The 17,964-nt window shown below is 60.9% G+C and carries 18 protein-coding genes and 1 tRNA gene; 8 read left to right on the top strand and 11 right to left on the bottom strand.

What is annotated here, in order from left to right; all coding sequences use genetic code 11:
• The first annotated feature begins 207 nt into the window (after positions 1-207).
• On the top strand, positions 208-615 hold the full coding sequence (locus CKO42_RS16905; RefSeq protein WP_200246566.1) for a hypothetical protein: 408 nt from the start codon (positions 208-210) through the stop codon (positions 613-615).
• A 129-nt stretch (positions 616-744) separates the two neighbouring features.
• On the opposite strand, the gene radA is transcribed toward CKO42_RS16905, so the two are convergent.
• From radA to CKO42_RS16885, 4 genes are all read right to left on the bottom strand, one after another.
• Positions 745-2,160: a DNA repair protein RadA gene (radA, locus tag CKO42_RS16900; RefSeq protein ID WP_200246563.1), complete on the bottom strand. Its 1,416-nt coding sequence runs from the start codon at positions 2,158-2,160 to the stop codon at positions 745-747.
• Entirely contained in the window at positions 2,157-3,425 is a 1,269-nt protein-coding gene (alr, locus tag CKO42_RS16895; protein ID WP_200246561.1) for an alanine racemase, read from the bottom strand. The genes radA and alr overlap by 4 nt, the downstream gene beginning before the upstream one ends.
• Complete coding sequence (gene dnaB / locus CKO42_RS16890) at positions 3,422-6,328, bottom strand: replicative DNA helicase (protein ID WP_200246579.1); 2,907 nt, start codon at positions 6,326-6,328, stop codon at positions 3,422-3,424. Before dnaB ends, alr begins: the two co-directional genes overlap by 4 nt.
• A gap of 272 nt (positions 6,329-6,600) precedes the next feature.
• Positions 6,601-7,101, bottom strand: a complete 501-nt coding sequence (locus tag CKO42_RS16885; RefSeq protein ID WP_242479460.1) for a glutathione peroxidase — start codon at positions 7,099-7,101, stop codon at positions 6,601-6,603.
• Positions 7,102-7,397: 296 nt separating this feature from the next.
• Between CKO42_RS16885 and CKO42_RS16880 the strand changes: the two genes are divergently transcribed.
• The 4 genes from CKO42_RS16880 (at position 7,398) to CKO42_RS16865 (ending at position 11,069) form a co-directional block, all read left to right on the top strand.
• Positions 7,398-8,141: a ferredoxin--NADP reductase gene (locus CKO42_RS16880; RefSeq protein ID WP_200246556.1), complete on the top strand. Its 744-nt coding sequence runs from the start codon at positions 7,398-7,400 to the stop codon at positions 8,139-8,141.
• A 107-nt stretch (positions 8,142-8,248) separates the two neighbouring features.
• Positions 8,249-9,529, top strand: coding sequence for a protoporphyrinogen/coproporphyrinogen oxidase (locus CKO42_RS16875; protein ID WP_200246554.1), 1,281 nt, complete (start codon positions 8,249-8,251; stop codon positions 9,527-9,529).
• Between the two features lie 265 nt (positions 9,530-9,794).
• Positions 9,795-10,499: a c-type cytochrome gene (locus CKO42_RS16870; protein WP_200246552.1), complete on the top strand. Its 705-nt coding sequence runs from the start codon at positions 9,795-9,797 to the stop codon at positions 10,497-10,499.
• A 48-nt stretch (positions 10,500-10,547) separates the two neighbouring features.
• Positions 10,548-11,069 (top strand): DUF302 domain-containing protein, encoded by a 522-nt coding sequence (locus tag CKO42_RS16865; protein ID WP_200246550.1) that lies wholly within the window; start codon positions 10,548-10,550, stop codon positions 11,067-11,069.
• Positions 11,070-11,163: 94 nt separating this feature from the next.
• Here the strand turns inward: CKO42_RS16865 and CKO42_RS16860 are convergent, their stop codons facing one another.
• From CKO42_RS16860 to CKO42_RS16840, 5 genes are all read right to left on the bottom strand, one after another.
• Complete coding sequence (locus CKO42_RS16860) at positions 11,164-11,673, bottom strand: GlcG/HbpS family heme-binding protein (RefSeq protein ID WP_200246547.1); 510 nt, start codon at positions 11,671-11,673, stop codon at positions 11,164-11,166.
• A 105-nt stretch (positions 11,674-11,778) separates the two neighbouring features.
• The gene (ispG, locus tag CKO42_RS16855; RefSeq protein WP_200246544.1) at positions 11,779-13,008 is read right to left on the bottom strand and encodes a flavodoxin-dependent (E)-4-hydroxy-3-methylbut-2-enyl-diphosphate synthase; all 1,230 of its coding nucleotides are present in this window, start codon (positions 13,006-13,008) and stop codon (positions 11,779-11,781) included.
• 63 nt (positions 13,009-13,071) lie between these two features.
• Positions 13,072-13,926 (bottom strand): DUF4743 domain-containing protein, encoded by an 855-nt coding sequence (locus CKO42_RS16850; protein ID WP_200246542.1) that lies wholly within the window; start codon positions 13,924-13,926, stop codon positions 13,072-13,074.
• A 108-nt stretch (positions 13,927-14,034) separates the two neighbouring features.
• A complete protein-coding gene (gene mazG, locus CKO42_RS16845) occupies positions 14,035-14,862 on the bottom strand; it encodes a nucleoside triphosphate pyrophosphohydrolase (RefSeq protein ID WP_200246539.1) in 828 nt (275 codons plus the stop codon).
• 56 nt (positions 14,863-14,918) lie between these two features.
• Positions 14,919-15,275 (bottom strand): hypothetical protein, encoded by a 357-nt coding sequence (locus tag CKO42_RS16840; RefSeq protein ID WP_200246537.1) that lies wholly within the window; start codon positions 15,273-15,275, stop codon positions 14,919-14,921.
• 190 nt (positions 15,276-15,465) lie between these two features.
• On the opposite strand from CKO42_RS16840, the gene CKO42_RS16835 reads away from it, so the two are divergent.
• A tRNA-Arg gene (locus CKO42_RS16835) sits at positions 15,466-15,542 on the top strand.
• A 529-nt stretch (positions 15,543-16,071) separates the two neighbouring features.
• On the opposite strand, the gene CKO42_RS16830 is transcribed toward CKO42_RS16835, so the two are convergent.
• Entirely contained in the window at positions 16,072-16,497 is a 426-nt protein-coding gene (locus CKO42_RS16830; RefSeq protein ID WP_200246535.1) for a 3D domain-containing protein, read from the bottom strand.
• Positions 16,498-16,561: 64 nt separating this feature from the next.
• Positions 16,562-16,846, bottom strand: a complete 285-nt coding sequence (locus CKO42_RS16825) for a YkgJ family cysteine cluster protein (protein WP_200246533.1) — start codon at positions 16,844-16,846, stop codon at positions 16,562-16,564.
• Positions 16,847-17,176: 330 nt separating this feature from the next.
• Between CKO42_RS16825 and CKO42_RS16820 the strand changes: the two genes are divergently transcribed.
• A complete protein-coding gene (locus CKO42_RS16820; RefSeq protein ID WP_200246531.1) occupies positions 17,177-17,377 on the top strand; it encodes a hypothetical protein in 201 nt (66 codons plus the stop codon).
• A 5-nt stretch (positions 17,378-17,382) separates the two neighbouring features.
• Positions 17,383-17,961 carry a Uma2 family endonuclease gene (locus CKO42_RS16815; RefSeq protein WP_242479459.1) on the top strand — a complete coding sequence of 193 codons (579 nt, stop codon included), beginning with the start codon at positions 17,383-17,385 and terminating at the stop codon, positions 17,959-17,961.
• The last annotated feature ends 3 nt before the right edge of the window (positions 17,962-17,964 follow it).

Raw genomic sequence — 17,964 nt, 5'->3', positions numbered from 1 at the left:
CGTGATGGCCCGGTCTTTGTGAGTCTCTGTCATTGGTCTGCTCCGCTACCTTGGTTGACGATGGGTTCTCATCATCGCTTATTGTGCCCGCTCGGGGTGTGTTGGAGGAGCGGGGCGGACCATTCCATTACTGTTTTTGCTCTGCCCAGTATCCGGGAACTGCCTCCTGCTGCCGATAAGCTAAGTAACAGTTAGAGGAGCACGGCAATGTACAGCGACCAGATCCAGACTCAACTTCAAATCCAGACTCAAGTCATCCACTCGGAACCGCAGAGTCGCGAGCACGCACAGCGGATGCACGGCGCCCTCACTGAGCTGGCGTTGCGTCATGAGAATGATCTCTATGCAAGAACGCGCGGCATCAGCCAAGCGAATCGTGCGTTTGGATGGCGGCCTGGCTACCTCAACCGTGCCACAGGCGAGATCGAGCTGTCACGGTTTGGTGACGGCAGGCCGGCGCCGATCCACGTCCTCGATGGACTTCCGGAATCATGGGTGCAGAGCCGAGACGCCGAAGGCCATGTGATCGCGACCGAGCCTGAGATCATCTCTGGCTTCATACGAGACGGCCGATTCTTTACCCGTGAGCAGGCTGCACGCGCAGCAGCCCACTGATCGACGCCGTTTCGTGAGATCATGGCGGGATGATCTGCCTCGTCTTGCCATTCTCCTGAACCGGTGGTCCGATGGCGCCGCGGCCATGGTCTTGGCGGAGCGGTAGGGTCCGGCTCGATCCGTCTGTCTTCACAGGGTATCGATCGCTTCGCGCAGGCTCAGTACAGGGCGGATCTCCAGGCCGTCGATACCCCCTTTCGGCACATTGGCTTTGGGCACGACGGCTTGCTTGAATCCATGTTTGGCGGCCTCGCGTAGTCGGTCCGGGCCGTTCGGCACCGGCCGGATCTCGCCGGATAGACCAACCTCACCAAAGACCGCAAGATCCACTGGTAACGCCTTGTCGCGAAAGCTCGAGAGCACGGCGAAGAGCACCGCGAGATCAGCGGCGGTCTCGGTCACGCGGACCCCGCCGACGACGTTGGTGAAGACATCCTGGTCGAACATCGCGATGCCGCCGTGGCGGTGCAGCACGGCCAGTAGCATCGCCAGTCGATTCTGCTCCAAGCCCACCGCCAGCCGGCGCGGATTGGCCAGCGGGCTTTGATCCACGAGTGCCTGGACCTCGACCAGCATCGGCCGTGTGCCCTCGCGCGTGACCAGCACCACCGAGCCCGGTGCTGGCTCGGAGTGGCGCGACAGGAAGATCGCCGAGGGGTTCAAGACCTGGCGCAGGCCGCGATCGGTCATCGCAAAGACGCCTAGCTCGTTGACGGCGCCAAAGCGATTCTTGACCGCCCGCACCAGCCGATGGGCATTGCCGGATTCGCCCTCGAAATAGAGCACGGTATCGACCATGTGCTCGAGCACGCGTGGCCCTGCCAGCGCGCCCTCCTTGGTGACATGGCCGACCAGAAATACCGTGGTGTCGGTGAGCTTGGCATAGCGCACCAACTGAGCGGCGGTCTCGCGCACCTGCGAGACCGAGCCGGGCGCAGAGGTCAGAGCCTCGGTAAACAAGGTCTGGATCGAGTCGATCACCAGCACGCGTGGCGCTTCGGCGGCGGCGGTCGCCAAGATCTGCTCGATGCAGGTCTCGGCGAGCAGATTGAGCCCGCCCGGCTCGAGCCCAAGCCGCTGAGCACGGAGGCTGACCTGCTGCGGTGATTCCTCGCCGGTGACGTAGAGCACCGAGCCCTTGCTGGAGGCGAAGGCCGGATTGGCATCGATCGCGGCGCTGGCCTGCAACAGCAAGGTCGATTTGCCAATACCCGGATCACCGCCGATCAGGACCACCGAGCCTTGCACCAGCCCGCCGCCGAGCACCCGGTCGAGCTCAGCGATGCCGCTCGGGGTGCGCACCTCCTGTTCGGGCGCGATCTCGGCGAGGCGATGGATCGCACTGAGATCAGCGCGCGCCGCATTACCGGCCGCGCCGGCGTATCCGCCGCCGCCCGGACGAGTTTGGGTTTTCGGCGGCAATACCCCCTGCTCGATGCTGTTCCAGGCACCGCAGTCAGTACAGCGTCCGCTCCATTTCGGTGACTGAGCGCCGCAGCTGTTGCAGACATAGACGCTGCGCGACTTTTTGGTGGTCGCGTTCAAGGCCCCTGCTCCGGTCCTTGCTGCCCGAGCGGCTCCTGCTTTTGCGTCGGCGCGAGCGCCGATTCGAGTTCTGATGCTTGCTCAGCCGCCTGGCCTTGCCCCGGCTGCCTAACCAGGGCCGGCGTCGTCTCTCGTGCCGATGCGGCGGACTTCGAAGATGGCCCCTGCTCGTGAACGACTCTGACTCGTGGCGAGAGTCTGCACAGCAGTTCATAGTTGATCGTGCCGACCTGCTCAGCCACTTGCTCAACCGGCAAGCCCTGACCCCACAAGGTGACGCTATCCCCCACCTCGGCCCCCGGTATCGGCCGAAGATCGATGCTGATCATGTCCATAGAGACGCGCCCAAGCAACTCTGCACGCTGGCCGCGGACCAGCACCGGCGTACCCGTCGGTGCATGGCGGGGGTAGCCATCGCCATAGCCAATCGCCACCACGCCAACGCGCATCGCTTCTGGGCAGCGATAGGTGCTGCCGTAGCCGATCGGCGTGCCGGCCTTGAACTCGCGCACGGCGATCAACGGGCTCGACAGGGTCATCACCGGCCGCAGATCGAGCGCTACCGCTGACCGGTTCAGTAAGGGCGAGCCACCGTAGAGCATGATCCCCGGCCGCACCCAATCACTGCGTGCCGCAGGATGGGCCAGAATGCCGGCCGAGTTACCAATGGATAACGGCAGATCAAAGCGTTCGGCGAGCGCCCTCGCCTGCTCGCATTGCCTGTCGGTCATGGCATGCGATGGATCATCGGCATTGGCCAGATGCGTCATGATCCCAGCGAGCTCCAACGCCTCAGCCAGTCTCGATGGCAGCGCGCGCAGGCGCTCGATCAGCGCCACCGCCTCTTGAGGCTGCAGGCCGAGCCGTCCCATCCCGGTGTCGAGCTTGAGCCAGATGCGTTGGGGTCTCGACTGCGGGTTTGTCTCGAGCTCGTTGAGGATCAGATCCAGATGCCGAGTTGCATGAACCACCAGCTCGACCTGCATGGGGAGCACCGCACTGGCCTCGGCCTCGTTGGCGATGCCCTCCATCACCAGCAGCGGCTTGCTGACACCGGTCGCCCGCAGCAACAGTGCCTCCTCCACCCGCGCCAGCGCAAACCCATCTGCTGCGTCGAGTGCAGCGGCGCACTGCCCCACGCCGTGACCATAGGCATTGGCCTTGATCACCGCCCAAACGCGGCTAGTCGGTGCCACGGCTCGGCAAATTGCAAGGTTATGCCGGAGTGCCTCGAGATCGATCTGTGCGACGGGTCCGACGATCATTGGTACCCCAGATCGCCGTACAGGTCTTCGGCTAGGTTCTCGAACTTGGTGAACTGCCCGAGGAACGCCAGCTTCACGACACCGATCGGCCCGTTACGCTGTTTGGCGATGATGATTTCAGCGACACCTTTATCCGGGCTGTCCTCATTGTAGACCTCGTCGCGATAGATGAAGGCGATGACGTCTGCATCCTGTTCAATCGCCCCACTTTCCCTCAGATCGGACATCTGAGGGCGTTTGTTGGGACGCTGTTCGAGGCTTCGATTGAGCTGCGACAAGGCCACAACTGGCACATGGAGCTCCTTTGCCAGCGCCTTGAGTGAGCGTGATATTGTCGAAATCTCGGTCGCGCGATTCTCCCCTTCGCTCGAGGCCTGCATCAGCTGCAGGTAATCGATGACGATCATGCCCAACTCTTTCTCTTCGCGCTTGAGATCACGCTGCAGCCGGCGCACCCGCGCACGGAGATCGGTTGGTGACAGCGCCGGGGTGTCATCAATATACATCGGCGCTTGTGAGAGCATGGTCACCGCCGAGGTCAGCCGCGGCCAGTCTTCTTCGGTCAGCTTGCCGGTCCGCACCCGATGCTGGTCGATCTGTCCTAACGACGACATCATGCGCATCGCCAGCGCATCGCCTGGCATCTCCATACTGAATACGGCAACGCCCTTACCCGTCTTGATCGCAACGTTCTCGGCGATGTTCATCGCGAAACTGGTGTTGTGCACGCAGATGTCGTTAGCGACAAAGTTGTGCGTCTCCGGGATGGTCAGGTCGTAAACCTGCCGCAAGCCGATGGGCTCAATGGATACGATCTGGTCCCAAAAGAGTTCGCTGTTGGCAAGATCGCTCAGCGTAGGTTCGTTAAGCGCTTCAGCGAGCTGTCCCAAGCGCTGCCGAGACAGCGCGCGTTTTCCGGCATGGATATTGGAAACCCCGGTAAGCCCAGCCCGCAGAGCTAACCTTGACCAGGATTCATCACCCTTCGCGGCCTGCAGCTGCTCCCAAACAGCGGCCGGAATCAGATCTACATTCGTCTGTCGGCGTTTCTGATCAAGGGCTTCCAAGACGCGTCCGAGAGCGGCCTCCTTCGAGTAGATTCCGATCTCGGTCGCGAAGGTGCGGATTGAGTCTGCGTCAGTCAAATCGAGTTGCCAGGCGCTGAACTCGGTCTGCGCTGCCGGCTGCTCGCCCAACTGCTCGCCTAGCTGTGCGCCTAGCTGTGCGCCTAACTGCTTGCGGCGAATACGGCGGTAGCGAAGCTTGGCGATGACGCCAAAGCGCAGCAGGAGATGCTGAACCTGCCGCGCCAAACGTTCACTGGCTGAGGCATAGCCAATCTGGCACTGACCGCTCGCAAGCAGCGTCGCCCAACCATCGGTTGCGAAGAGTCGATTCAGAAACAAGGCAAGTTGTGCCTTAGGCAGTTCGAAGACCGGCGCTGGAATGCACTTATCATGCGCATCGCGTTCCCAGAGCTCGAGCTCTATCAGCCAGCGAGTCAGTGCATTGGGGCCGTTCTTTACCCCGCGCTCGCGGGCGCTCGGCGCCCAAGCGACTCTGGCATTGGCAAAGAATCGTTCGATCCCATCAAACAACGCCGCACCTGGCATGTTTCGCCCTTGGAGCCAATAGCAGACGGTTGCCGGACTCGCTCCAGTGGCGAGTGCAAGCTGGCGCTGAGAGCGGCCAGACAGCGCGAGAGCATCGCGCAATGCTGTGCTGAACGCACTACTGCGCTGAGTCTCCGTTGCGTCGTGATCCGCGACCACGCAGACCTCAGACGTACGGTTTGGGCGTCGCTTCAGCAGAGCACGCACACCGCCGAAGGCATTGGCTGCGTCGATGAAGTCGCTCTGGAGCTGAGGGCTGTCGTTGATGAACGTCGGCGTTGCGCCTCTGAGGCATCCGTCACCGATCAAGCAGCCGAGCAGCCTGACCTCACAGTCGCGCATCGACTTGTTGCCGAAGACCGGCAGGCGTCGCGGCACAGCGATGCAGTCACCGACGTCGAGTTCGCTGAGCGCCTGCCAGCCATCCATGGTCAGAAACGGATGAGTGACTGTCGTATCGACGACGCGCCCGAGTCTGGTGGTGACCCGAAACACCGGTTTATGCCCGTCATCAACAAAGGCACTTGGCTGCGTCGTTCTGAAGTGCAGGCGCTGATCCAACGTCAGCAACGCTGCTTGGCGTTCCTGAACGATCGCTTCGATGGTTGTGACCCGGCCATCCGCGAGCAGGATCTCACTGCTGGCCTCTAGGCACTTGCCCATCGACGGCCTCCCAGCGCAGATGATCAGATCGGCGGGCTGCAGGCCGGAGGTCTTCATGTCGAAGTCGATGAATCCCGTCGGCAGGCCGGTGATCGGTTCATTACGGTGATAAAGCTCATCGATCTTGTTGACCGCAATAGTCAGCAGGTCTTCGATCGACTTGAAACCGCCGCCGCGGGTGAGTTGTTCGGCGATCTCGAACACCTTGGCCTCAGCGGCGTCGAGGATCTCGGCCTCGCTGCGGCCCTTGGTGTCGAACGCCAGATCGGCGATGCCGGTGCCAGCGCGTATCAGCTGCCGTAGCACTGAGTTGAAACGGACGATGCGCGCATAATGCGCGGCATTGGCGGCCGAGCCAGTGTTGCGATCGATCTCGGCCAGATACTGCATTCCGCCCATGTCGTCGAGCAGCTTGCGCTTCTCCAGCGCCTCCGCCAACGTGATGACGTCGAACGGCTGATCCTGCTCGGCCAGGATGTGGATCGCGCGGAAGATCAGCTGGTGTTCTTGGCGGTAGAAATCGGTCTCGCGCACCTTGTCCGCGACCTGCTCCCAAACGCTGTTCTCAAGCATCAGGGCGCCGAGCAGCGACTGTTCAGCCTGCAGGTTATGCGGCGGCACCCGCATCCCTGGCATGGCCTCGGCCAGCTCTGACAGCGAATCGGTCGGTGTGCTGGCCGGGGTCAGCCCAAAATCCTCAGGCAACAGCGGCGGCGGGCCTTCGGCTGTGTCCTGATCCGGATCATCAGGATGGTAGGGAGTGCTGGGCAATGCGGTCGACCTCTTCACGCTGACGGCTGTGCCGTCGATCTGGTCGCCATTCTCAGGTGTTCTGCCCGATCGAGCAATCCTAGAACCTGCTTTCAGCGCGTTACTTTAGGTTGGGTCTTACAGTATTCTCAGAGCAATTTTTCGATTGCCGCTATGAACTTCTTGCTATCAGGTGATGTGATACTTGAGAAGTAGTCGACGACCTTTCCGTCGCGATCGATCAGGTACTTGTAGAAGTTCCATTTCGGGTAGGCTCCAGTTTGGGCGGCAAGGTACTGATAAAGCGGATCAGCCACGCCCTTCTTGACGTGGATCTTCTCGAACATCGGGAACTCGACCGAGTAGGTCAGGCGGCAGAATTGCTGAATCTGCTCCTCGCTGCCCGGCTCTTGGTTGCCGAAGTCGTTGGAGGGGAAGCCCAGCACCACCAGTCCGCGCTCCTTGTACTTGTCGTAGAGTGCCTCAAGACCCTCGTACTGACCGGTGAACCCACACTTGCTGGCGGTATTGACCATCAGCACCACCTTGCCTTGGTAGGCATCGCAGAGCCTCACGGATTCATCACCCGCGAGACGTCGCAGTTCGAAATCGAGTGCTGGGCCGCAGTTAGCGGTTGCGTTCGTCGTCATGGTTAAGCCTCCTAGAACGGCGATTAGAGCCAGAAGTCGCATGGATTGGCCTCTTATATGGTTGTGCAAAGTCTTGACAACCCTGAAATGGGATGTCGATCCGCGAACACAACCGGTCGAGCGCTGGCGTTCAAACACCTGACCCTGATAGGGTTTAGCAGAAAATCAACACTGAAGGCTCGGTTTGCGAGGTCTTTGAGCCAGCGATCCGTCACTGAACATTCGCTGTACAAGGTTTGAAAAGGTCGTTCCGGAGCCACCTAGGCAAACTAAACACGTTATTGAGGTAAAGATCGATGGTTGATTGGATCGAAGGGAGAATCTCGGGGAAGCGGCATTGGTCGCAGGCACTCTACAGCCTGCAGATCGACGCACCGCTCACAGACTTCCAGGCCGGGCAGTACATCAAGGTCGCGCTAGATGTCGATGGTGAGCGTGTCGGGCGGCCCTACTCGCTGGTCAACGCACCGCAAGAACAACCGTTGGAAATCTATTTCAATGAGGTGCCGGAGGGGCCGCTCACACCCAAGCTGTCCGACCTCGAGATCGGCGATCGGATCTGGATCTCAGCGAAGGCCAGCGGTGTGTTTACGATGGACAACGTGGTCTCGCGTCGAGACCTGTGGATGTTGGCGACGGGGACCGCACTAGGCGTCTTTCTCTCGATCCTGAAGACCGCCGAGCCCTGGGAGCGCTTCGAGCGGATCATTCTGGTGCACGGGGCGCGCAACACTGGCGAGTTGGCCTACGGCGAGACCATCGCTGAACTGCAAGCCAAACACGAGGGTGCCTTCACCTTCATCTCCGCACTCACCCGCGATTCAAGCGAGACCGCCCTCCAAGGCAGGATCACGAATCTGCTCGAAAATGGCGTGCTCGAGGATGCAGCAGGCGCCAAGATCACCACCAACGATAGCCATCTGATGCTCTGTGGTAATTCAGAGATGATCAAGGACGTCCGCGCTTGGCTCGAAGCGCATGGACTACATCGACATAAGCGCACCGAGCCCGGCCACTACACCACTGAGCAGTATCACTGATACCACCTGGTACACAGCACTGACGTCGAGTCCGCGCGTCGCACAGCCATCGTCCGCGTCAGGTGCATGCCAAGCATGCTAAGGCCAAGCATCTATTGGAGAATCACTTGAACGCGGATGTCATCATTATCGGCGCAGGATTAAGCGGCTTGGCCTGTGCGCGCGCACTGCATGAGTCCAGGATCAGCTACCGCCTCCTAGAGGCCAGCGACCGCATCGGCGGCCGCATCGCGACCGACCAGGTCGAGGGTTTCAGACTCGACCGCGGCTTTCAGGTCTTGCAGACCTGGTATCCGGAAGCGCAACGGCAGCTCGATTATGCTGCGCTCGACCTGCGCCCGTTCTATCCCGGCGCCCAGGTGCGCATCGGCAATCGCTTCCATCGCGTCAGCGATATTTGGCGGCATCCAGAGCGCTTGCCAGAGATGGTGCTGTCCCCAGTCGGTAGCCTTGCGGACAAGCTGCGCTTGCTGCGCCTGCGCCAACGAGCCATCCGGGGCGATCTCGATGCCCTTTACGGCCGACCCGAAACCTCAGCGCTCACGCTGCTGCGCGAGCTTGGGTTCTCAGAGCGCATCATTCAGCGCTTTTTTAAGCCATTTTTCGCTGGGGTCTTCTTTGAGCCCGAGCTGGACGTCTCAAGCCGAGCCTTCGAGTTCGTGTTTCGCGCCTTTGCGCTCGGCGACACTGCGCTACCGGCTGAGGGGATGGCGCAGATACCGCTGCAGCTTGCGCAGCGGCTTCCCCCAGAGACTATCGAGCTAGGGCGCAAGGTCGAGCGCCTGATCGTGTCCGATCGGGCTTCAGGGGGTGGAGCTGGGGTTGTCCTCAGCGATGGTTCGGTCTGCACTGCCAAGGCCGTCATCGTTGCAACCCCAGGGCGCGAGTCCGCACGCCTGTTGGACCAACCGGCACCGGCGACGCGCGGCACAACCTGCTTCTACTTTGCGGCGCCGGTCGCGCCCATTGATGGCCCTTATCTGGTTCTCGACGGCAACGGCCAAGGTCCCATCAACAGCCTGCTCTGCCCGAGCAACCTCGCGCCAGCCTATGCACCACCCGGACAGGCCTTGGTGACCGTCAACTGCTTTGGGCATGAGCGCGCTCCTGAGCAGCTGGCGCCATTGGTCCAGCAGCAGTTGCGCTCCTGGTTCGGCAATGCGGTCGATGCCTGGCGCCGACTCGCGGTTTATCGCATCGACGACGCGCTGCCGGTGCAGGCTCCGCCAGTCACTGCAGCAAGCGCGTCTGACACCTTGCAGCCGGTTGCTGAGCGGGTTTGGGTCTGCGGTGAGCTTGCTGCGCCGCCATCGATCCATTGGGCGCTGAGCAGTGGTCGGCGCGTCGGCGAGGCTGTCGCGCGCCAGTTACATGCCGATCGCTCTTGAGCGAGATCGATCACTCAGCGCCGATCAGCACCATCGGTATCGACGGCTGCCGGGGCGGTTGGATCTGGATAGGTGATATCAGCGCAGACTGAGCCGTTTATCCACTATTTATTTCATGGTTATGAACGCGGTTGCAGCCCCCCGGGCAATCGCCTATGTTAGTGGCGCCGAAAACAACGATGAAGGCTCGACCTATTCACGCTTGAGACCTTCTCAAGCTTCGCGCAAGCGAAGCCCTACCAAAGAGAGAACGGAGCAAGTTTCGATGTCGCTGACGCGTTCGCTTCTCGCCGCGCTGGTTGCGGTTCCACTGGCCTTGATGGCAATGACCTTGCCCGTGCAGGCCGCTGACGATAACGAGGCCCGCAACGAGGCCCTAGACGACTACGAGCCAGACCTCGGAGCTGGCGAGGTGATGTTTCGCCAGTGTGCGCTCTGTCACGGTCAACGCGGCCAGGGCATCCTGGGCGGCAAATACCCTCGGCTTGCTGGGCTCCCCGAGTACTACCTGGTGAATGCGCTGCGCGACTACCAGACCGGTGCGCGCGGCTACGACGCCATGCTCGTGGTTGGTGGTCTGAAGACAGCCAATGACCAAGATCTGATGGATCTGGCTGGTTATATCTCCGATATCGATATCGAGCTCGATGTGCCGGGGCCAGAAGAAGGCAGCGCTCGCTCAGGTCGGAAGCTCTACAAGTATGATTGCAAGAGCTGTCATGGACGCAAAGCCGAGGGCAAATCACGCAAGGATTCGCCGCCGCTGCGAGGTCAGTACTACGAATATCTCGAGCGCCAGATTGCCCTGTTCAAGAGCGGCGAGCGCATCCACGCCGACGACCCTGAGGATGAGACCTTCGCTGCCTACGAGGAAGACGAACTGCTCGACATCCTCGCCTTCGTCGCATCGCTCGACGATGATCTCGGCGGCGACGATGATGACAACGAAGACAACGATAACGACGATTAACGTGAGTTGCTTCAGCGCTCGCGGATGAACACCCAAGGAGTTCTGCCCATGCTCAAACGCACCCTTGCTTCGGCCGCATTGCTGTGTCTGTTACCGCTCTCACTGCCGAACGCCTTGGCCTCTGGGGTCGCTAATGCGCCTGAGGTCAACATGTACGAGATTGGCCAAACCGTGCTAAAGATCGGTCTTGCGGATGGAGTGAATCCAGACGACGCCATCGACGCGATGAATTCAAAGGCGGTCGAGCTGAATATGAAACTGGTCGGCCATCAAAACGTCGGTGCCGAGCTGGAAGCGCGCGGCCTCGAGTCACCGAGGCTGGAGATCTTCCAGTTTTGTCGGCCCGAAGACGCCATCAAAATGGTGCGCTTCAACACCATCTACGCCGCCTACATGCCTTGCTCCATTGCGCTTATCGAAGATAACGATGGCCGCTATTGGCTCGAGATGCTCAATCTCGACATGATCATTAATGCCTATGAACTCCCGGCAGAGCTGCAGGCGATTGCGATCACGATCAATGGCGAGATGCTCTCGATTATCACCGCCGGGGCAACCGGTAATTTCTGAACGGTTGAGCACCGAGCAGCGGATTGGCACTCACAACCCGCATTGCCGCTTGCGCGACTGTGGGCCGACCGGTTGGTCGGCCCAGCGCAGTTGGCTACATCGCCATTTCAAGATCATCCTGAACCGCATCCACACCGGCCTGTGCGCATTCCTCGTCAGTCTCACCGGCAGGTGCGCCACTGACACCGACGCCGCCGACCAAGGCACCGCTGACCTGGATTGGCAGCCCCCCGGCCGACATGACCAAGAAGTCTTGGCGCCCAACAGCGGTGTCTGCGCGTGGCTCAAGTGCCGAGGTCGCGGCATTGAAGGCTGCCGCGGTATAGGCCTTCTTGTAGCTGATCGGAACGGTGATCGGTGAGGCGATGGTATCGCGCAGTTGGGCCTGGACGACGCCGTCGCGGTCGACGACGGTGACGCCGACCTGAATCCCCTTCTCGCGGCAGGCGTCGATGGTCGCCTGAGCGATCTGCTGTGCCGTCGCCAGAGACAGGCGTTTCACCGACACCATCATCGGATCATCGGCCGCAAACGCAACGCTCGTCGATAAACTCCCAGCCAGTGCGATGGCAAGGGTTGAGGCGGCCAGTACCGTTTTTTTCATTAATCGTCTCTCCGCAGTTAACGTCTTGGTGGTCGTGCGTGATGGATTCGTGCGCCATGGGCATGCGCCATGGATAACGGGCCGGGAGCAGCTTAGCCGACGAGATTATCGAGCCCCGAAACGCTCGCTGATGTACTCGTTCACCATCGCCTTGAACTGTTCACTAATGTTCGGTCCCTTGAGCGTTGTGGCCTTTTCACCATCGATATAGACCGGCGCCGAGGGCTGTTCACCCGTACCCGGCAGGCTGATGCCGATGTTGGCATGCTTGCTTTCGCCGGGGCCATTGACCACGCAGCCCATCACGGCCACCTGCAAGGTCTCGACCCCGGGATAGGTCTCGCGCCAGATCGGCATCTGATCACGCAGATAGTCCTGAATGTCTTCGGCCAGCTCCTGAAACACGGTGCTCGTGGTCCGACCGCATCCCGGGCACGCGGTAACCATGGGGGCAAACGAGCGCATTCCCATGGTCTGCAGGATCTCCTGTGCCACCACCACCTCGCGGGTGCGAGATTCGCCTGGGGCTGGGGTCAAGGAGACGCGGATGGTATCGCCTATCCCTTCTTGCAGGATCACCGACAGCGCCGCCGTTGAGGCGACGATGCCTTTCGATCCCATGCCGGCCTCGGTCAAACCGAGATGCAGTGCGTGGTCGCTCCGCGCGGCGAGCATCCGGTAGACCGCGATCAGATCCTGCACGCCACTCATCTTGCACGAGAGGATGATGTGGTCGCGGCCAAGCCCGAGTTCTTCGGCGCGCAGCGCACTGCCCACCGCGGATTCAACCATCGCCTCGCGCATCACCTCCTCAGCGGGACTGGGATTCTCGGAGCGCGCATTCGCATCCATCATCCGCGCGATCAGCTCCGGGTCGAGGCTGCCCCAGTTGACGCCGATGCGCACGGGCCGATCGTAGCGGCAAGCGATCTCGATCATGGTCGCGAACTGGGTATCGCGCTTCTCGCCACGGCCGACATTGCCGGGGTTGATCCGATACTTGGCGAGCGCCTCGGCACAGGCCGGATAGTCGGTCAGCAAGCGGTGGCCATTGAAGTGAAAATCACCAATCAATGGTACCGGCGAGCCCATCGCCTCAAGGCGATCGCGGATGCGTGGCACGGCCGCCGCGGCGGTCTCGTTGTTGACCGTGATCCGGACGAACTCAGAGCCGGCGCGGGCCAGCTCGGCGCATTGGGTCACGGTGGAATCGATGTCGGCGGTATCGGTGTTGGTCATCGACTGCACGCGCACCGGCGCGTCGCCGCCGACCGCCAGCCCGCCGATCATGACCTGAACCGATTGCCGACGCGGAATGCCAAACTGAATGCTCATAGTGCCCTCAAGACTCAAGAGTGTTGCCGGAGATGAAGTGATGAGCAGGAGATCCTGCCGCAATCAGGCCAGCGAGCGCAGCCGTTGGACGATCTCCAGATAATCGGGATGTTCGGGTGTTAGCACGCCATGGCGCACGAGGAAATCGATAATGACCAGATTGCAGTTGAGCTTGAACGCGTCGGTGTCGCGGACGATCTCAGCCACCTGTTCGATCGGCAGCAGCTCGAAGCCGGCCACCTCGCCATCTTGGCAGCATGGCTCAAAATCTACGGGCAGCTCCAGATCGTAGCAATACATCACGTCTGGCTTGAGGCCGCGCTTGGAGGCCCGACAATACGTAATGGCTCCAACCGCGATGGCGCGATTGGCAAGCTCTGCTGGCATCCCCGCCTCTTCTGCGCACTCTTTGCGCAGGTTTTCACGCAGCGCGATGCCCCAAGGCAAGCCGCCAGCCACCATATTATCGAGGTGGTTTGGGTAGACGCGGCGGTCCGCTGAGCGCCGGGCAATCCACATCATGATCCCCCCTGGGCGACGGACAAAGCCATTGATGTGCTGCCCGAAGGCGCGCACGCCGAAATAAGGGGCGCACGCGCGATCGATCAGGAACCTCGCATCCTCACGACGACCGGCCGTAACCGGGTACTGCTCGCCATGTTGATGACTAATAAGCCCGCGCGCGATCAGCTCGCTGCAAAGTCGATGCATTGCGTCGGTCCGCGCATCAAACCCGTTCGGCGCGCCCGCCCAGCGCAGCCCAGCGCTCTCTAGGACGAACGCCTGATCGTCAAGCTCGCAAAGGGCTCTGGCAAACTCAATGCGCGCCATGCCGAGCCGTTCGCCGTCGACGACGAAGGCTGTGAAATCGCCAGGCGCCCAGCGATTGCACTCGTCGATGCGCGCGAGGAAGCTCATCGGAAGATCACCTCATCACCCTCTTATTCGTCTCCAAGGCAACCAGCGCAGACGGATTTGAGACGAGTCTGAGACGAGTCTGGGCTGAGCGCGGCAATGCCCTGAAGTTCAATGTTGTTCGTTCTTGATGATCTCCCACAGCCGGTCCATCTCGGCACGTTGAGAGTGCGCTGGCACCCGCCCAGCGGCGCGAAGGCAGACTTCGATACGCTGAAAGCGCCGTTCGAAACGATGGTTGGCCGCACGCAGCGCCTGCTCGGCATCGACGCCCAGATGCCGAGCGAGATTAACGCAGGAGAACAGCAGGTCACCGACCTCGTGCACGCGCTCGGTCGGATCAGCGTGCTCGGCGAAGGTCTCCTCGCATTCCTCGAGCTCTTCCCGGATCTTCTCGACCACATGATCGAGGTCGTCGAGATCGAATCCGACGTTTGCAGCGCGCTTCTGCAGCTTCTCGGCGCGCACCAAGGCCGGCAGTGCTTGCGCGACGCCATCCAGCACGCTGATGTGAGGACGCTCGTGTTTAGCCTCGCGCTCGTCCGCCTTCATGCGTTCCCAGTTCGCTCGCACCTCGGCCTCAGAGTGCACGCGCACATCGCCAAACACATGCGGATGGCGACGGATCATCTTGTCGCAGATCGCCTCGATGACATCCTCGAAGCTGAAGACGTCCCGTTCCTCGGCCATCCGCGAATAGATCGCGACCTGGAACAGCAAGTCACCGAGCTCCTCGCGCAGCTCCGGCATATCGTCGTTCTCAATCGCCTCGGCGACCTCGTAGGCCTCCTCGAGCGTGAACGGCAGGATGCTGCGCATGGTCTGTTTGAGGTCCCAAGGGCAGCCGTGCTCCGGGTCTCGCAAGCGCGCGACGATTTGCAGCAGCGCATCAATCCTGCGGATGTCCTGGGGTGGCTGATTGTTCGGGGGATTGCTCATAAGACTGTCTTAAAACTCAATGGTCGCGCGCGGCGATCGGCTTTGGCGTTGCCTGCTCAAGGGCGGACGAGGACATCGAACAGGATGCCCAACAGCACCGCGGCGAGCCCACCCCACTTCCAGTAGCCAAGCGGGATACCGACAACCTCACCTGGCTTGATCCGACTCGGCTCCTTCAAGATGCCCCAGAGGTGCGGCCCAGCCAAGAACCAAGGAATAAAGCCAAAGAAGACCGGGACAGAGACCCACAAGGGCACCGGCTGATTGATATACATCAGCACCAACAGCGCCGGCCAGCCCACCAAATAGGCAGCGCTCAGCTTCGCATCGGTCGGCCGATCGCGCGTCTGCAAAAAGGCAACAAGTGCTCCCACAGCCCATAGGCCCGCAAGTGCGATCAACACCAGACGCATCAGAACCCTCCGAGCCGTTATCTAAGTCGCTTTCAAGCGAGCGCCTTCAAGCACCGCTCCTGTAAAGCTGGTAAAGGATACAGGATGCAAGGCCAAACTGTGGCCTGAGCGACAATCTGAACTGCGCTGATCGACCTAGCAACAAATGCTTGACATCACCACGCGCAGAAAACATAATTTGCTGCTCGCCGCGCCCGTAGCTCAGCTGGATAGAGTACCTGGCTACGAACCAGGTGGTCGGGAGTTCGAATCTCTCCGGGCGCGCCATAAAAATCAAAGGCTTAGCATCCACCAGATACTGGGCCTTTTTCATTTTGCACCGGAAAGCCAAAATCTGGGAGTGGGAGTAGCATCCGTCTATCTCCTGTCGACTGGAGGCTCCCCGCATGCCTGTTGTCGAAGCCGAGCCAACCGCACCGGCGGCTGGATAGGATCGCTGGCAGAACGCCAGGAAGGGCGCCTGCTGGACCTCGGCAGGCCAAACGCCAGTTTCGGCGGTGACTGGCCCGATGGCCAGCTCATAGCGGGCCAGAAGGTCAATGTAGTCCTTGCGGTCGCGCAACTCGATCACCACCGGGAGGTAGCTGGACCGCAACACCAGGATGTTGCGCGGATTTGGTTCAGCAGCGATTGTTGCAGGTCGTGGTCGAGTCCTTGGAGTGCTTTAGCTTGGATATCGTCATCGCTTTAGGTATCGGGCTGCGTTGGATTGCTTCGGCGATGACGACAGATGCACCGTTCCTGGCGGCAATTTCGAACGTGGCTGCGCGATCGGCACCGGATGCCGAAGTCCACCTCACCACCGGAGTACAACCTCTTGCTTACCCCACTCCCGTGCACGCTCGAGGTCATTGCCCATATAGATATCGATCCGTCGTTTCCAGCGCTTGTTCATCTTGTCACGGACGGTATAGATACCGGGCAAGCCTTCGATCTTGACCTCAACGCCGTTGGTCAGGCCACGTTTAAGGAGATCACGTGAGACGGCGATCGACTTCTCGCCGGGGGTGAGCTTGTTGTTCCAGGCGGCCGTGTACGGATCACCACTGGTTTCCGAGACGCGTGACGTGTAAGCCGTCGCCGTCACCTCGAGGCTCTTGCTTGGTGCGAACAGCAGATAACTGATGATGGCGAAGCTCAGCACCAACAGCGCAACCGAGCCGGCGAGCCAAAGCCGGCGGTTGGAGACTTTCGCTCGCTCTTCTCCAGCTGTTGTTGCCATCAAATCTTCAGTACCACGCCGTTGAACGAAAGGGCCACCGATCAGGCGACCGACCTCAGCAGCCCTAATGCTCCGAGCGGGCAGCGAGACATTCAGCGCCGCCCATCGCGACATCGCGACAGAGCTGAGGCCGCATGCTGTAGATCGAGCACCGCAAGCGTTGGCGGTCGAGCGCGATACACCAACCGTCGTCAAGGCGCTCCATCACCTCCGCGCCCCAAGCGTCAACGACCACGAAATGACTGGGGACTCTCGCATCGCCGAGCAATAACACCTCCTTGCTACAACAGCAAGCGAGGCAGTCCTCGCAATGAACCGTCGGATCGATGACTTCACTCGACTCAAACATGGCTTGGGTGAACACGGCTTGGATGGCGTCGACAACGCTCGCTACAGTATTTCACTTAATTCCAACAGGCCGCCCATTTGCGACGCCAGCTGAACGGTGGCGACGCGCTATGTACGCTAGTATAACGCCCTCGACACAAGTCACGGTTGCGCAGGGTTGCAGTTGACGTCATCGACCGGAGAAGCCCTCGCGACTTGGAGCCACGACTGGGCTTCTAGACCCTGCTTGTTGGCCCAACTTAACGTGAATTGCGCGCGATTCATCTGCCGGGGTGGCGCGGGCGCCATGAGAGTGAGTTGAACCAGATTACAACGCTGAGGAGAACATATCGTGGATACAGGCTCTTTAAAAGCCCTCGAGCTACTGGTCATCGTCGGGGTTGTCGGCTACTTCTACATTAACCAGCGCAACAACCTGCGGCGCCTCAAGGAGGAGCGTGAGGCGAAGCAGGCAACAGAGGCAACAGAGGCGAACGAGTCCAACGCGAGCAACGCGAGCAACGCCGACAAGGCTCCGCCAGCTAACGACTGATGACGATGTCCGCCACCGCCACCGCAGAGACCCTCTACCAACGCCACCGCCTCAGCGTCGATGACTACGAGCGCATGGGCCAGGCCGACATCCTCGGCGAAGACGACCGCGTCGAGCTGATCGACGGGGAGATTATTGATATGCCGCCCATCGGCAGCCCACATGGCGGTGCCGTCAAGCGCATCGCCAATCGTCTCGCGCGCGCTTTCAGTGAGACCGACGCCATCTTGGCCGTGCAAGATCCTTTCCGACTCAGCGATTTCTCCGAGCCCGAGCCCGATATCGCCCTGCTCCGTCCGCGCGATGACTTCTATGCCAAGAGCCATCCAAGGCCCGCGGATGTGCTGTTGCTGATCGAGGTCGCCGAAACCTCGCTGCGCTACGATCGCGACAAGAAACTGCCGCTCTACGCGCGCGCGAGCATCCCCGAATGCTGGCTGGTCGACCTCGCCGGCCAAGCCCTTTGGATCTATCGCGACCCCCGCTCACAGGGCTACGCTCAGGTCAGCCAGGCTGCGGATCTTTCCGCGCTGCGCCCTCTCTGCCTGCCACAAGCTGTGATCGATCTAACCGGCCTGTTTTAGCGA

It is taken from the genome of Lamprobacter modestohalophilus, from assembly GCF_016583905.1.
In the GTDB taxonomy this organism is placed as follows: domain Bacteria; phylum Pseudomonadota; class Gammaproteobacteria; order Chromatiales; family Chromatiaceae; genus Lamprobacter; species Lamprobacter modestohalophilus.
The sequence above is the reverse complement of the archived record's forward strand: the minus strand, read 5'-3'. Positions and strand labels throughout refer to the sequence as shown.